Source organism: Arthrobacter sp. D1-29, assembly GCF_054130585.1.
Genome location: NZ_CP096383.1, coordinates 1,434,124 through 1,448,245, shown reverse-complemented (window position 1 = coordinate 1,448,245; position 14,122 = coordinate 1,434,124). Strand labels below are relative to the sequence as shown.

At 63.8% G+C, this 14,122-nt stretch carries 13 protein-coding genes and 1 pseudogene; 10 read left to right on the top strand and 4 right to left on the bottom strand.

Features of this window, described 5'->3' with window-relative positions:
• The first annotated feature begins 342 nt into the window (after nucleotides 1-342).
• Nucleotides 343-1,041 carry a TIGR03089 family protein gene (locus M1E17_RS06820; RefSeq protein WP_457966337.1) on the top strand — a complete coding sequence of 233 codons (699 nt, stop codon included), beginning with the start codon at nucleotides 343-345 and terminating at the stop codon, nucleotides 1,039-1,041.
• A 7-nt stretch (nucleotides 1,042-1,048) separates the two neighbouring features.
• Here M1E17_RS06820 and M1E17_RS06815 read toward each other — a convergent pair whose 3' ends face one another.
• A complete protein-coding gene (locus M1E17_RS06815; protein ID WP_457966335.1) occupies nucleotides 1,049-1,615 on the bottom strand; it encodes a GtrA family protein in 567 nt (188 codons plus the stop codon).
• A 220-nt stretch (nucleotides 1,616-1,835) separates the two neighbouring features.
• Here M1E17_RS06815 and M1E17_RS06810 point away from each other — a divergent pair, with 220 nt between their 5' ends.
• The 6 genes from M1E17_RS06810 to M1E17_RS06785 all read left to right on the top strand — a co-directional run bounded on the left by M1E17_RS06810 (nucleotide 1,836) and on the right by M1E17_RS06785 (nucleotide 8,723).
• Complete coding sequence (locus tag M1E17_RS06810) at nucleotides 1,836-2,984, top strand: 5-(carboxyamino)imidazole ribonucleotide synthase (RefSeq protein WP_457967615.1); 1,149 nt, start codon at nucleotides 1,836-1,838, stop codon at nucleotides 2,982-2,984.
• Nucleotides 2,981-3,565: a 5-(carboxyamino)imidazole ribonucleotide mutase gene (gene purE, locus M1E17_RS06805; protein ID WP_457966334.1), complete on the top strand. Its 585-nt coding sequence runs from the start codon at nucleotides 2,981-2,983 to the stop codon at nucleotides 3,563-3,565. Before M1E17_RS06810 ends, purE begins: the two co-directional genes overlap by 4 nt.
• A gap of 10 nt (nucleotides 3,566-3,575) precedes the next feature.
• Nucleotides 3,576-5,231 (top strand): LCP family protein, encoded by a 1,656-nt coding sequence (locus M1E17_RS06800; RefSeq protein WP_457966333.1) that lies wholly within the window; start codon nucleotides 3,576-3,578, stop codon nucleotides 5,229-5,231.
• Nucleotides 5,232-5,292: 61 nt separating this feature from the next.
• Nucleotides 5,293-6,543, top strand: coding sequence for a mannose-6-phosphate isomerase, class I (gene manA / locus M1E17_RS06795; protein WP_457967613.1), 1,251 nt, complete (start codon nucleotides 5,293-5,295; stop codon nucleotides 6,541-6,543).
• A 4-nt stretch (nucleotides 6,544-6,547) separates the two neighbouring features.
• Entirely contained in the window at nucleotides 6,548-7,534 is a 987-nt protein-coding gene (locus M1E17_RS06790) for a lipid II:glycine glycyltransferase FemX (RefSeq protein ID WP_457966332.1), read from the top strand.
• Nucleotides 7,535-7,766: 232 nt separating this feature from the next.
• Nucleotides 7,767-8,723: an endonuclease domain-containing protein gene (locus tag M1E17_RS06785; protein ID WP_457966331.1), complete on the top strand. Its 957-nt coding sequence runs from the start codon at nucleotides 7,767-7,769 to the stop codon at nucleotides 8,721-8,723.
• 95 nt (nucleotides 8,724-8,818) lie between these two features.
• On the opposite strand, the gene glpX is transcribed toward M1E17_RS06785, so the two are convergent.
• The gene (glpX, locus tag M1E17_RS06780) at nucleotides 8,819-9,841 is read right to left on the bottom strand and encodes a class II fructose-bisphosphatase (RefSeq protein ID WP_267279144.1); all 1,023 of its coding nucleotides are present in this window, start codon (nucleotides 9,839-9,841) and stop codon (nucleotides 8,819-8,821) included.
• A gap of 218 nt (nucleotides 9,842-10,059) precedes the next feature.
• Between glpX and M1E17_RS06775 the strand changes: the two genes are divergently transcribed.
• The 3 genes from M1E17_RS06775 (at nucleotide 10,060) to M1E17_RS06765 (ending at nucleotide 12,872) form a co-directional block, all read left to right on the top strand.
• Nucleotides 10,060-10,740 (top strand): DUF4245 domain-containing protein, encoded by a 681-nt coding sequence (locus M1E17_RS06775; protein WP_457967611.1) that lies wholly within the window; start codon nucleotides 10,060-10,062, stop codon nucleotides 10,738-10,740.
• Between the two features lie 9 nt (nucleotides 10,741-10,749).
• Nucleotides 10,750-11,364, top strand: a complete 615-nt coding sequence (locus M1E17_RS06770; RefSeq protein WP_267278253.1) for a carbonic anhydrase — start codon at nucleotides 10,750-10,752, stop codon at nucleotides 11,362-11,364.
• A gap of 86 nt (nucleotides 11,365-11,450) precedes the next feature.
• The gene (locus tag M1E17_RS06765; protein WP_267278252.1) at nucleotides 11,451-12,872 is read left to right on the top strand and encodes a class II fumarate hydratase; all 1,422 of its coding nucleotides are present in this window, start codon (nucleotides 11,451-11,453) and stop codon (nucleotides 12,870-12,872) included.
• Between the two features lie 179 nt (nucleotides 12,873-13,051).
• Here M1E17_RS06765 and M1E17_RS06760 read toward each other — a convergent pair.
• Nucleotides 13,052-13,521, bottom strand: a pseudogene (locus M1E17_RS06760) (NUDIX hydrolase).
• A 58-nt stretch (nucleotides 13,522-13,579) separates the two neighbouring features.
• Nucleotides 13,580-14,083, bottom strand: coding sequence for an META domain-containing protein (locus M1E17_RS06755; RefSeq protein ID WP_457966328.1), 504 nt, complete (start codon nucleotides 14,081-14,083; stop codon nucleotides 13,580-13,582).
• Nucleotides 14,084-14,122 lie beyond the last annotated feature (39 nt).

The following is a 14,122-nucleotide window of genomic DNA, read 5'->3' as shown; positions in this document are numbered from 1 at the left end:
CGCGTGTAACTACTGGAGAGTCAAGCTGTGGCCGGGATAATAATCAACATTCACTGCCAAGCTCGGTCACGCCACGCCCGGGAATTTTCCACCACAGGACAGGGACGGCCACCGGATCTGGTTCCTGGGTTTGGCAATCAGGGCTAAATCCCCCGAGTTTCGGGAGAAAACTACAACGTGCAGCCGGATTTCGCAAGCGAAATGAGAAACTCCTGTGAGTAAAATCACAGGAGTTTGCCGGGTTTCGAAGGAACCGAAAATCCCAGCGAGGCCATCTCATGCCAAATCCCCGGTGGCTGATTCTCCCCTGACGCGATGAATTCGCCGTGGCAAGATGTAGCCATGAACATCCCGGCTATCGACCTCATGACAACCCTGCGCTCCGGGCACTCCACCTCCCCACGGCTGACTTGGTACGGGCCAGATTCTGAGCGGGTGGAACTCTCGGGCAGAGTCCTGGACAACTGGGTTGCGAAGACCAGCAACCTGCTGCAGGACGAACTCGACGCCGAGCCGGGAATGCGGGTCCGCCTTGACCTGCCTGCCCACTGGAAGTCACTGATTTGGGCGCTGGCAGCCTGGCAACTCGGCATGGAAACCCTTCTTGACGGCGGCGGGGCGGATTTCCTTGTCACCGACAAGCCCGAAGCGTTCCAGGGTCAGTACGACGCCGTTGTTGCCGTGGCGCTTCCGGCCCTCGCCATGCGGTGGCCCGGGGAGCTGCCTGACGGCGTCATCGACTACGCCTCGGAAGTGCGGTCCCACGGCGATGTCTTCATGGCGCATGTGGATCCCGATGCATCCGGCTGCGCCCTGAGTGGCCGGGACGGGCAGCGGCACCTCCACGGGGACCTGCTGAGCGCCTTTGCCACCCCGCACGAGGAGGGCGTCCGGCTCCTGGTTTCCGCCGCGGACGGGCTGGAGGCAGCTCTGGCGAACTCCCTGGGCGCGTGGACTAAAGGCGGCTCCGTGGTGCTGGCGCATCCCGACGTGGAGTTGACGGAGAAGCTCCTCGCCGCGGAACGGATCCACGGAAGTTAAAGCGGCCCTATGGCCGGCGGTTGCCCTCCGGTGACCGCTCGCTCTCTCCTGCAGCCGCTTCTGCCTTGGGATGGTGCTCCTTTGGATGGAGCTCAATGAGTTCGTGGTCGTGGGAGAACTCGGGTTCCTGATCCAGTTCCTCGTTGAAGACAAGGAACCGATAGGCAAAGAACCGGACAACCGTGGCAACCAGGATTCCCACCACGCCGGCAGCAAACAGCATGTTCTTGTCCGTGACGTTCAGCGAATACTTGGCGATGGCAGTAAAGCCAGTGGAAATCCCGATGCCAATGCCATTAATGAGGATGAACATTAGGAATTCACGCAGGACGTTCGCCTGCCTGCGATGCCGGAAGGTCCACAGCCGGTTCGCGATCCAGGAGAAAAGTGTCGCCACGCTGGCGCCGACAAAACGGGCCTTCGCTTCGCTGTCGGTCATGGGACCGTGCATCAGGAAGTACGTCAGACCGTTGTCAATGACAAACGCCACACCGCCCACGGCTCCGAATTTGGCCACCTCGCGCCAGAATAGCGAGGCGAGCCCCCGGATACGATCTGCAAGTGTGTTAAACATGACCCTCCATGGCCGTTCGAACTATGGGCCACACGGCCAGAGGCCTATTTTAGCCCGGGATTAGCGTGGCAGCCCACGCGCCGGGGTGACGGAGGGCCAAGTTACAGGGAAAATCGGCCGCAAAGGCACCCGGAAGCCGGGAACCTCCAAGCTTTTCTGTAGGCTGGCCCTTGTGACTTTTCCAGTAATCGGCGTGGTTGGCGGCGGCCAGCTCGCGCGAATGATGGCCCCAGCCGCCACCGCTCTCGGCTTTGAACTCCGCGTCCTTGTTGAGGCGGAGGACGTTTCAGCCGTCTCTGCAGTTTCCACCTCTCCGGTAGGGGATTACAAGGATCTCCAGACTCTTCTCGAGTTCTCGGACGGCCTCGATGTGATGACCTTCGATCACGAGCACGTGCCCACCGGGCACCTCCGTGCACTCCAGGAAGCAGGAGTGAACGTCCAGCCCGGACCGGATGCCCTGGTCAACGCGCAGGACAAGCTGGTGATGCGTGCCGCGATCGACAGGCTCGAACTTCCCAACCCGGAGTGGGCCGCCGTCGACGATGTTGCCTCCCTCGTTGCCTTTGGTGAACAGATTGGCTGGCCCGTTGTCCTGAAGATGCCCCGCGGCGGCTACGACGGCAAGGGTGTGCGGATAGTCGCATCCGCCGATGATGCTGCCCTCACGGCAGAATGGTTCGACGCCATGAGTCCGCTCCTGGCCGAGGCCAAGGTCGAGTTCAGCCGGGAGCTGTCAGCGCTGGTGGCCCGCACCCCCGACGGCGAAGCCCGGGCCTGGCCCGTGGCACACAGCATCCAGGTTGACGGGGTCTGTGACGAGGTCATTGCTCCCGCACTGGATATCCCGCTCGAGGTGGCCGCGGCGGCCGAGGACGCAGCCTTGCGGATCGCCAGCGAACTGGGCGTCACGGGAGTTATGGCGGTTGAGCTTTTCGAGACACCGGGCGTAGGCGCCGGTTTCCTCATCAACGAACTCGCCATGCGCCCGCACAACACAGGCCACTGGACCCAGGACGGGTCGGTAACCAGCCAGTTTGAACAGCACCTCCGCGCAGTCCTCAACCTTCCCCTGGGCTCCACGGACGTCCTGGGCCCGGTGGTGGTGATGAAAAATTTCCTTGGCGGCGAGAACCAGGACCTGTTTTCCGCGTATCCCGTGGCCCTGGCAAGTGAACCGGCCGCGAAAGTGCATTGTTATGGGAAGTCGGTGCGCCCCGGCCGGAAGATCGGCCATGTCAACCTGCTGGGTGATTCCACCGCGGACGTGGACTCCCTCCGCCAGCGGGCGTCGAGGGTGGCAGGCATCATCCGGGACGGCCGGGTGCCGTCCGAAGAATCACCACGGATTTCTGAGGAGAACGTATGACCGCCGAAGCAACGCCCGCTGCGGACAGTTCGTCCGCCCCCATCGTGGGCCTGGTCATGGGCTCTGATTCGGATTGGCCGGTGATGGAGGCCGCGGCCGATGCACTGGCGGAATTCGGCATTCCTTTCGAAGCGGACGTGGTTTCCGCCCACAGAATGCCCACGGAAATGATCCGGTACGGCCAGACAGCCCACCAGCGCGGACTCCGGGTCATCATCGCCGGAGCAGGCGGCGCTGCCCACCTGCCGGGCATGCTGGCCAGCGTCACCCCGTTGCCCGTCATCGGGGTGCCTGTGCCCCTGAAGACCCTTGACGGGATGGATTCGCTCCTGTCCATTGTCCAGATGCCCGCCGGCGTACCCGTGGCAACTGTTTCGATCGCCGGAGCACGCAACGCCGGCCTCCTTGCCGTGCGGATCCTCGCCGCCGGAACGGATGAACTGGCGGCCTCCCTCCGCGCCGACCTGCTGGAGTTCGCCCAGGACCTCAACGACGTTGCCACCCGCAAGGGCGCAAATCTTCGGCAGAAGGTCAGCGAAGTCTTCGCTGACGGCAACGGCGTCCTCCGGAACGGCCGCTAGGTCCAGCCGTATGAGATCAAGCGATCAGCTGCAACCGGCACCTGCCAGGGCCACCGACCCCGTCCGGTTCCCCCTGGGCGCCTCGCCCCACGTCCGGACCAAGCGCGCCTTCCTCCTGGTGCTCATGACCCTCCTTGTGCCGGGCAGTGCCCAGATCGTGGCGGGTGACCGTAAGCTGGGCCGGGCCGCTTTACGGGTCACCCTGGGCGTCTGGGCGCTGCTGGCACTGACAGTGCTGCTGCTGGTCGTTAACCGGACGATGCTGATCAACGTCATTACCAATCCTTTCGCGTCGTTGCTGATTGTTGTCCTCCTGGCGGCCCTCGCCGTCGGCTGGGCCATTCTTTTCATCAATACCCTGCGGATCATCCGTCCTGTACTGCTTGCACCGCCGGTCCGTCCCGCCGTCGTGATTGCGCTGGTCCTGGCGCTGGTCATCGGCAGTGGCTCGCTGGGGTACGCCGCCTACCTGCTCAACGTGGGCCGGAATGCGATCGGCAGTATCTTCAATGCCACCGGTCCCGCCATCGAACCGGTTGATGGCAGGTACAACTTCCTGATGATGGGCGGCGACGCCGGCGCGGACCGCACCGGCCGCCGGCCTGACAGCCTCTCGGTGCTCAGTGTGGATGCCCAGACCGGGCAGACCGCCATCATCTCCGTCCCGCGGAACCTGCAGAACGCCAGGTTCAGCGAGGACTCCCCCATGCGCCAGATCTACCCGGACGGCTACGACTGCGGCGACGAATGCCTGATCAATGCCATCAACACCGAGGTGACCAACGAGCACGCCGACCTCTACCCCGGCGTGGCCGATCCCGGAGCCCAGGCCACCATGGAAGCGGTCTCCGGGACGCTGGGAATGACGATCCAGGCCTACGTCCTGGTGGACATGGAGGGCTTTGCCACGCTCATCGACGCCATGGGCGGCATCAAAATCAAGGCCGGCGGCTGGGTCCCCATGAGCGGCTACTTCGATGATTACAGCCAAACCCACGGCATGCCCCTCGGCTGGATTCCTGCTGGAGAGCAGACGCTCGACGGCAACCAGGCCCTTTGGTATGGCCGGTCACGCGAGTATGTGGACGACTACGCCCGCATCCAGCGCCAGCAGTGCGTCCAGCAGGCCATGCTGAAGCAACTTGACCCGGCCACGCTCCTGGCCAAGTTCGAGGACATTGCCAACGCCGGTACCCAGGTTGTGGAGTCCAACATCTCCTCCTCGCAGCTTGGCAGTTTCCTGGACCTCGCCGTCAAGGCGAAAGGCCAGGACATCAAGCGGCTCACCATCGGCCCTCCGGACTTTGACGCGTCGTTCTCCACAGTCCCTGACTTCGACCAGATCCACGACCGCGTGGACCAGCTGCTGGCCTCTGCGTCCGCATCTGCGTCGCCACAGGCAGGAGAAGCCCCGGCCGACAGTATTATCGAACCGGCCCGTTCACGCGGTCACCTTCAGGCGTCGGGCCTGCTGCCTGCATCCCTTCAGGCAACGGGTGGACGGCCGGCCCAACAGTCTCCGTCGCCGTCGGACTTCACCCCCGTGACCACCACGCCGGATGGTGAACCGATCACCGAGGCCATGCTCAACCAGCTCAAGAGTGAAGGCAATGAAGAGGCAATCCGGGAACTCGTGGCCACCAATGGCCAGTGCGCTCCCCTGTAGCCCTGAAGAAACGAAGCCGACAAGTTGCCTTAGCCCGCAGACCAACGAAATGGACACTGCTGTGTACGAAATTGAGAACGTCCTCCGCGATTACGCGTGGGGTTCGACGACGGCGATCGCTGGGCTCCTGGGGCGCCCTGCGTCAGGGCGGCCGGAAGCCGAACTTTGGATCAGTGCCCATCCCGACTCTCCGTCAGTGGCCCACCGCCCCGATGGATCCTCGGTTCCGTTGGATGCCCTGATCGCCGAAGACCCGGAACATTTCCTCGGCGGGCCCTCCGTGAGTGAGTTTGGGCCGCGGCTTCCGTTCCTGACGAAGATCCTGGCTGCGGCGGAACCCCTCTCCCTGCAGGTCCACCCCAGCATTGAGCAGGCAAAAGCAGGGTTCGCGCGGGAAAATGCCCAGGGTCTGTCACCTGACGCGGCCAACCGCAGCTACCGGGATGACAACCATAAGCCGGAGATGATCTTTGCCCTTACCCCCTTCGAGGCGCTCTGCGGATTCCGGCGCCCCGGCGAGACACAGGAGATCCTGCGTCAGCTCATGAAGTCTTTCGACCTGGTGGAAGCCCCGGTCCCGGCACTCCTGGAGTCGCTGCTGGAGGACCTCGCTGACCCCGATGAGGGTGTCGCGCTCAGAAACGCCTTCAAACGGCTGATCTCGGGAGGCGAGGACGTTGCAGAGGCTACGGCCCTGGTGGCGGCTGCCTTGGCGTCGGGAGCTCCCCGCGCACCCTACGAGGCTGAGCTCGCCACCGTGGCCAGCCTCAACGAGAAGTATCCCGGCGATCCCGGAGTCCTCATCTCGCTGCTGCTCAACAGAATTTCATTGGCCGCCGGCGAGGCCGTGTACCTTCCGGCGGGCAACGTTCATGCCTACCTGCATGGCCTGGGCGTTGAGGTCATGGCGTCATCAGACAACGTGCTGCGCGGCGGGCTGACGCCCAAGTTTATCGACGTTCCGGAGCTCCTGCGCACCATCGAATTCAAGCCGGTAGCCGTGCCCATGCTGGCTCCGCAGATCTCCGGCCTTGGCCAGGAGCTCTACCAGCCGCCCTTCCGTGAGTTTCAGCTTCAAAGGATCATGATGGAGCCGGAGAGCGCTCCGGTTCCGCTGGCACAGTCAGGAGCGGCGGTAGTCATCGTCGTGGAAGGGGCCATGTACCTGGACTCGCCCAAGGGTGACCTGCAACTGTCCCGCGGCGGCAGCGCGTTCCTCCCAGCGTCAGAGGCCCCCGTTAACGTCCACACCGTGGCGGGCACCTCGGAAGCAGCCCTCGCCTTTGCCGTCACCACCTCGATGAGGGGCTGAGGAGTTGGACCACTTCCTGCAGAGTCAATCGTGGGCTGATGTCCAGGCGTCCCTGGGCCGCCGCGTCCACCAGCAGTCGGGGCCCGGGTGGCGCTTCCTGGCCGTGGAGGAAAAGAATCCGGCAGGCAAGGTGCTGTACGCACCCTACGGCCCGGTGGCCTCCTCCCCTTCAGCGTTCGACGCCGCCCTGGCCGCCCTGGTGGACGTCGCCCGGTCGTGCGGTGCTGTCTTTGTCCGGATCGAGCCTGTTTCGGCCGGGCTTGAGCCTTCCGCCGCTGAGGCGGAACTCCGCCGCCGTGGCCTGCAGCCGGCACCCGTGAACCAACAGCCCGAACTGAGCCGGGTAATTGACCTGGAGGGCGATTTCAAGGACGTCCTGGCAGGCATGAAGCCCGTCAACCGGAACCTCTACCGGAATATCCACAAAAAAGGCGTCACGTTCCGGAGCTCGCAGGACCCCGACGACATCCGGATCCTGCTGGACTTCCTTCACATGACCGCCAGGCGCAACGGGTTCAAGCCGCAAAGCGACGAGTACCTGACCCAGGTGGCCGCTTCCTTGATGCCTGCCGGCGCTGCCACCCTTTTTGTTGCGGAGCTGGAGGGGAGCCCCATAGCGGCGGCCCTCGTCTACGATTCGGCGGACACGCGCACGTACGCCCACGCAGCCCTGGACGACACACACCGGAAGCTCAGTGCTGGCATCCCGCTCCTGGTGACCCTGATCGCGGACGCAAAGGACCGGGGCCTGAAGTATGTGGACCTCTGGGGTGTTGCCCCGGCGGACCAGCCGGACCACAAATGGGCGGGCTTCACGGCGTTCAAGAAGTCCTTCGGCGGCCGTGAAGTCTCCTATCCGGGCACCTGGGACCTTCCGGTCAAGAAGCTGCGGTACCGCGCCTACCAGGCGGCCCGCCAGCTGCGGAACCTGGCAGTAGCCGGCGTCCGCTCCGCCCGCGCGCGAACTGGCAGAGCGCGAACGAACACTTAAGCCCCACCCCCACAGGCGCGAACGAACACTTAAGCCCCATCCTCACAAGCGCGAACGAACACTTAAGCCCCGCCCCCACAAGGCGCGAACGAACACTTAGGCCCCACCCCACACGCGCGAACGAACACTTAAGCCCCAAAATCAGGGGCCACAAGTGTTCGTTCGCGCGCCGGGTGGGAATTGAACCTGTGGATAACTGCCGCGGCCTGGCTCCGGTTATGCACACTGAAGCATGGGCCTCTCACCGCTCCCCAAAGAGCTACGCACCGGATCCTTCACATCCGCCGACGCCGCCTCCTCCGGTGTATCCCGTAAACGGCAGCGGCAGCCCGACGTCGTTATTCCCTCACGCGGCATACGCGTCCCGCTGGAGAGCGAAGCCGGCATCTCCGCCAATCTTCGGGCCTATACGGCGCTCGACGGATTGTCAGTGCTAACGCACCACTCGGGAGGACGTGTCTGGGCGCTGGGACTTCCTTCGTGGCTGGAGGAAGACTGGCGTATCCACGTGGCGCGGGACCGGAACGCCAGCAAACCCCGGCGCCGAAATGTGATTGGCCACCGCATGACCTTCAAACCAGGAGAAGTCATCATGCACGACGGCGTCCAGGTCACCTCGCCAGCGCGGACGTGGCTGGATCTGGCAAGCCTGCTGTCCGTGGATGAACTCATCGCGGCTGGAGATTCGCTGGTAAATGCCCATGGACCGGACTTTCCAAGGCCAAAGGCACCCCTCGCCGCGATCGAGGACCTGCAGCGAATGATTGCCGCACACCCTGGGATGCGGGGTATGAAGACCGCCAGGCTGGCCCTTCCCGAAATCCGCGTAGGGTCCGACTCGCCTCAGGAAACGAGAATGCGACTGGCACTGGCGCGCACATACCTCGGCGAACCACTGCTGAACCATGTAATCCGCAACAGTTGGGGCCAGCCCAATGTGTGGCCCGATGCAGCCTATCCCGCGCATCGGCTCGCGCTGCAGTACGACGGGACACATCATTCTGACCCACGCCAGGTCCGGCTGGACAACAAGCGCCGGGCCATCACCGAGCGACTCGGCTGGACCGAGATCAGGGTCTTCAAGGAGGATCTGGAGGGAGACCGGCCCTTCGTCGTCGAACTGGTGCGGGCGGCCCTGCAGGCATGGAACCGGTCCAAAGAGAGCACTCAGGCCGGCTTCCTCGCGTAAAGGCAAGCGCGAACGAACACTTGAGGCCCCGAATCTGCGAAGATCCAGGGCCTCAAGTGTTCGTTCGCGCGAACTGACCCGCGCGGTGGAGAGTGTTACTGCTTGCGGGCGTAGCCTTCCCACTTGCTGGCCTGGTGCTCGCCGTCCACAAAGCGGATGGTGCCGGACTTGGAGCGCATCACGATGGACTGGGTGAGGACCTTGTCCTTGGAGTACCGGACGCCCTTGAGGAGGTCGCCGTCGGTGATGCCGGTGGCAGCGAAGTAGCAGTTGTCACTGGAGACGAGGTCGTTGGTGGACAGCACGCGGTCAAGGTCATGGCCGGCGTCGATGGCCTTCTGCTTCTCTTCGTCGCTGGTGGGCCACAGGCGCCCCTGGATCACACCGCCCAGGGACTTGATGGCGCACGCAGCCACGATGCCTTCCGGGGTGCCGCCAATACCCATCAGGGCGTCAACGCCGGTACCGGTACGGACCGCGGCAATAGCGCCGGCGACGTCGCCGTCCATGATGAATTTGGTGCGCGCACCTGCTTCGCGGATTTCTTCCACCAGCGGGCGGTGGCGGTCACGGTCAAGGATCATGACGTTGAGCTGGTTGACCTTCACGCCCTTCGCCTTGGCGATGAGGTGCAGGTTCTGCTTGACCGGCAGGCGCAGGTCAACCATGTCGGCTGCTTCCGGGCCGGTGACGAGCTTCTCCATGTAGAACACGGCGGAGGGGTCGAACATGGAGCCGCGCTCGGCAACTGCCAGGACGGCCAAGGCGTTGTTGATGCCCAGGGCTGTCAGGCGGGTGCCGTCGATGGGGTCCACTGCGACGTCACACTCAGGACCGGTGCCGTCGCCAACGTGTTCGCCATTGAACAGCATGGGGGCTTCGTCTTTTTCGCCTTCGCCGATGACCACAACGCCGTTGAAGTGGACAGTGTGAAGGAAGGAGCGCATGGCGTCGACGGCTGCACCATCGGCCTTGTTTTTGTCGCCGAAGCCGACCCAGTGGCCGCCGGCGATTGCCGCGGCTTCGGTGACGCGGACGAGTTCCAGTGCAAGGTTGCGGTCCGGCTCATCGAGTCCCACAGCCAGGGACGGGGAGAGCGTGGAGTATTTCTGGGTCATGGACGCTGGTGACACGTGAACCTCTTCTTCGAGTGGCGATCATTGAGCCCGTTCCGCCGGATTCAGCAGACACGGTGATTCCTCTGCTACTGATCATAGTCGGGTGCCGCCCTCCGGCGCTGGGATGACGTCGCCGCGCAACAACCTCCAGTCCCCTCGATGCAGGACCCAAGTGTGAGTTGTACCCCCGCATGGGCGACTATAGAGGGGTGAGTGAAATGCACGAAAAGACCAGCAGCGGGCCAGATCAGGCCGACGTCGGGCGCCACGAAGAGGCCGCCGGAACCGGCAACGACGCGCCCATCAGGCCCGTTATCCCGGCGGCGGCAGCCAAACGCGCCAATGCTTCGGTGATCGGCATGATCATCGCCCTCGTGGTGAGCATCGCGGCGTTCCTGCCCGTCGTCCTGATGAACCCTTCCCCCAAAAGTGATGGCTATCGGCCGAACGTCGACGTCAGCGAAGTGGCCCGTAATGCCGCGGATGTGGCGGGATTCACACCTGTTGCGCCGGAGACGGGAGGTGCCTTTACGTCGAACTACGCACGCTGGGAGTCGGGAAGCGGCAGCGGCGTCCCCACGTGGGAGGTTGGCTACCTGACGCCAAAGGAGTCTTTCATCGGGCTGGTCCAGACGCGCCAGGCAAATCCCACCTGGCTTCAACAGGAGACCAAAAGCGCACCCGTCACCGGAACACGCAGTGCCGGCGGCCAGGAGTGGGAGCTTCGCGATACGGGCAAGGGCGAGAAGAGCATGGTGTTGGACTACCGCGGCACCACCGTTGTCCTGACGGGAACAGCGCAGCTGGACGAGTTTGCCATCCTGGCTGACGCCGTCGTCAAATCCCTGGAAAGCAATCCGGCCGTCACAGTTTCACCCTCCGCCACTGCCGCCCCGTAAAGTAGGCGCGTGGCAACCTACCTGACTCCAGCCCTGGCCTGGCGGCGACTCCGCGAAGGCAACGAACGCTTCGTCAACGGCGAATCCTCCCACCCCAACCAGGACGCCTCGCGCCGGTCCTCGCTGGTGGAAAACCAGCACCCGTTTGCGGTGATTTTTGGCTGCTCTGATTCCCGGCTTGCGGCTGAAATCATCTTCGATCTTGGTCTCGGAGACGCCTTTGTGGTCCGCACCGCGGGCCAGGTGATCGATGACGCGGTACTTGGCTCCCTCGAATACAGCGTCAGCGTGCTGGGAGTGCCGCTGATCGCCATTCTTGGGCATGACAGCTGCGGCGCCGTCAGCGCAACGAAAACCGCCGTGGACACCGGCCAAATGCCGGCGGGCTTCATCCGTGACCTGGTGGAGCGCATCACACCCTCGGTTCTGACGTCGATGCGCGATGACAAGCACGAGGTCAACGACATGGTGGTTGAGCACGTCAAACAGACTTCGCAGCGGCTGGCGGACAGCTCACGTGTGATTTCCGCCGCAATCGACAGCGGGCGTACCGCCGTCATTGGCCTCTCCTACAGTCTTGCCGAGGGCCGCGCCAACGTTGTTTCCGGGATCGGCGAGCTCTAAGGTCTCTGCCGGCCGCCCCGGAACTGAACCCGTAGCATGCCGTTCACGGTTTTCAGTGGGGTGCCCGGCCGTCCTAAGCTAGCCCCATGACTTCCACTGAAGAATTCCGCATTGAACACGACACGATGGGCGAAGTCCGCGTCCCCGTGAACGCCCTGTACCGTGCACAGACGCAGCGTGCAGTTGAAAACTTCCCCATCTCCGGCAAAACCCTGGAACGCGCCCACATCGAAGCCCTTGCCCGGGTCAAGAAGGCAGCCGCCCAGGCGAACGCAGAACTTGGAGTGCTCGACGGCGAGCTGGCCAAGGCGATTGCGGAGGCCGCCGATGAGGTAGCCACCGGCAAATACGACGGCGACTTCCCCATCGACGTTTTCCAGACCGGCTCAGGCACCTCCTCGAACATGAACACCAACGAGGTCATCGCCGAACTGGCCACCCGCGCGCTCAAGGCCGCCGGCAGTGACAAAGTTGTCCACCCGAACGATCACGTCAACGCTTCGCAGTCCTCCAACGACGTCTTCCCGACGTCCGTCCACGTGGCAGCAACCTCGGCCCTGATCAACGACCTCATCCCCGCCCTTGGCTACCTGGCCGAGTCGCTGGAACGCAAGGCCGTTGAGTTCAAGGACGTCGTCAAGTCCGGCCGTACGCACCTCATGGACGCCACCCCGGTGACCCTGGGCCAGGAGTTCGGTGGCTACGCAGCCCAGGTCCGCTACGGCATCGAGCGGATCAACGCCTCCCTCCCCCGCGTCGCTGAAGTTCCCCTCGGCGGCACCGCCGTAGGCACCGGCATCAACACCCCCGCCGGCTTCCCCGAGCGGGTCATCGAACTCCTCGCCACGGACACCGGCCTGCCGCTGACCGAGGCCCGCGACCACTTCGAGGCCCAGGCCAACCGCGATGGCCTGATCGAGGCATCCAGCCAGCTGCGCAACATCGCGATCTCCTTTATGAAGATCAACAACGACCTGCGCTGGATGGGCTCGGGCCCCAACACGGGCCTCGGCGAGATCGCCATCCCGGACCTCCAGCCGGGCTCGTCCATCATGCCGGGCAAGGTCAACCCGGTCATTTGCGAGGCCTCCATCATGGTGGCCGCACAGGTGATCGGCAACGACACCGCCATCGCCTGGTCCGGCACCAACGGCGCCTTCGAACTGAACGTCGGCATCCCCGTCATGGCCGCCAACCTGCTTGAGTCCGTGCGCCTGCTGGCCAATACCAGCCGTGTGATGGCCGACAAGATGATCGACGGCATCACCGCCAACGTTGAGCGCGCCCGCTTCCTGGCCGAAGCGTCGCCGTCCATCGTCACCCCGCTGAACAAGTACATCGGCTACGAGAACGCGGCGAAGATCGCCAAGAAGGCTGTGGCCGAGGGCCTCACCATCCGTGAGACCGTCGTCGCAATGGGCTTTTTGGAGCGCGGCGAGGTCACCGAGGAGCAGCTGGACACCGCGCTGGACGTTATGTCCATGACACGCCCGCCGCACAAGGCCTAACAACACAGCGTACGACGGCGGCCGCCCACCTTCCCTGTGAAGGCGGGCGGCCGTCGTCGTTCCCACCCTTGAGAGTTTTTGTCCAGATACGGCGACTTCGGAGCACTCGAAGTCGCCGTATCTGGACAAAAATTCGAAGTGCGGAAGGGACGCTGAGGGCCGAGCCCTTCAGCGTTACATCAGGGTTCGAAGTGCGCGGCTTCAACCGGAGCGATGGCGCGGTGGTGCTGGTCAGGTGGCCTGGCATCAATTCCGGCAGCTCATCGATTCCGAACCACCCCACGGCCAGAGACTCGTCGTCATTGATCCGGGCAGTCCCGGACACATAGCGGCAGCGGAACACCACGTCCAGGAATTCACAGACATCCCCGTTTGGGTAGGTGAAGGGTCCCACGGCGCCTACGGAAACTACCCGCTCGGGCTCCACCACCACAGCCGTTTCTTCGAAGATCTCCCGCACCAGTCCCCGGGCCGGGTGCTCGCCGGGTTCCAGCATTCCGGAGATGAGGGCCCACTGGCCGTTATCAACCCGCTGGGCCAGCAGGATGCGACCTTGGCCATCCACCACCACTCCCCGGACGCCGGGAACCCACAAAGGGTCATTGCCGATTTTCTCGCGAAGTCTGAGGATGTAGTCAGGAGCTGGCATCCTGCCAGCCTAGCGGAAGCGCCCCGCGCCGGAGGGATACTCCGCTGGGCCGTACACCCTAAAGCTTGGTACTTGACCCGGAGTCTTTCAGGACCACGGTGCCGTGCCCGTTCTCCAGCAGCAATGATTCTCCCGTCAGTTCCCATGTCACTGTCTGTTCGAAAAGTTCACGCGTCCAGGACTCAAAGCCACTCGCCGGTTCCGCGCAAGCCATGGCGGTGGAAATCGTCTGGCCGGGGATCAGTTGGTTTCCTTCCACAAAGACTTCAACGCTCATGTGATTGCAGGGAGTTTTCACTCGCACCGTCCAGGTTTCATTAACAAAGGCGGACGAGACGACGAGGGGTTGGGACTGGAGCCATTCCAGCTCTCCAGAGGCGTCGCTGCCTTCCGTGGACGTGAACGTGCGGCATCCGAAGGGACCGCCTTCGCAGCTTGGACCGGGAATGGGGGCATGCGTATCCGGGCCTGCAGTTTCCCTCCCGAAACTGGAATCCGGTGCTGCTGGGAGGGGAGAGCCCTGTTCTGCGCCCGACACTCCGGCGCAGCTTCCTAACGCCATGGTCATCAGGGTGGCCCCTGTGACGCCAGGCAATAGTCT

Excerpts from the sequence above, each read along its gene's own strand:
- M1E17_RS06815 (WP_457966335.1), bottom strand. The coding sequence starts at position 1,615 with ATGTTTAACACACTTGCAGATCGTATCCGGGGGCTCGCCTCGCTATTC.
- purE (WP_457966334.1), top strand. The coding sequence starts at position 2,981 with ATGACCGCCGAAGCAACGCCCGCTGCGGACAGTTCGTCCGCCCCCATC.
- M1E17_RS06820 (WP_457966337.1), top strand. The coding sequence starts at position 343 with ATGAACATCCCGGCTATCGACCTCATGACAACCCTGCGCTCCGGGCAC.
- M1E17_RS06775 (WP_457967611.1), top strand. The coding sequence starts at position 10,060 with ATGCACGAAAAGACCAGCAGCGGGCCAGATCAGGCCGACGTCGGGCGC.
- M1E17_RS06810 (WP_457967615.1), top strand. The coding sequence starts at position 1,836 with ATGATGGCCCCAGCCGCCACCGCTCTCGGCTTTGAACTCCGCGTCCTT.
- glpX (WP_267279144.1), bottom strand. The coding sequence starts at position 9,841 with ATGACCCAGAAATACTCCACGCTCTCCCCGTCCCTGGCTGTGGGACTC.
- M1E17_RS06785 (WP_457966331.1), top strand. The coding sequence starts at position 7,767 with ATGGGCCTCTCACCGCTCCCCAAAGAGCTACGCACCGGATCCTTCACA.
- M1E17_RS06800 (WP_457966333.1), top strand. The coding sequence starts at position 3,576 with ATGAGATCAAGCGATCAGCTGCAACCGGCACCTGCCAGGGCCACCGAC.
- M1E17_RS06755 (WP_457966328.1), bottom strand. The coding sequence starts at position 14,083 with ATGGCGTTAGGAAGCTGCGCCGGAGTGTCGGGCGCAGAACAGGGCTCT.
- M1E17_RS06765 (WP_267278252.1), top strand. The coding sequence starts at position 11,451 with ATGACTTCCACTGAAGAATTCCGCATTGAACACGACACGATGGGCGAA.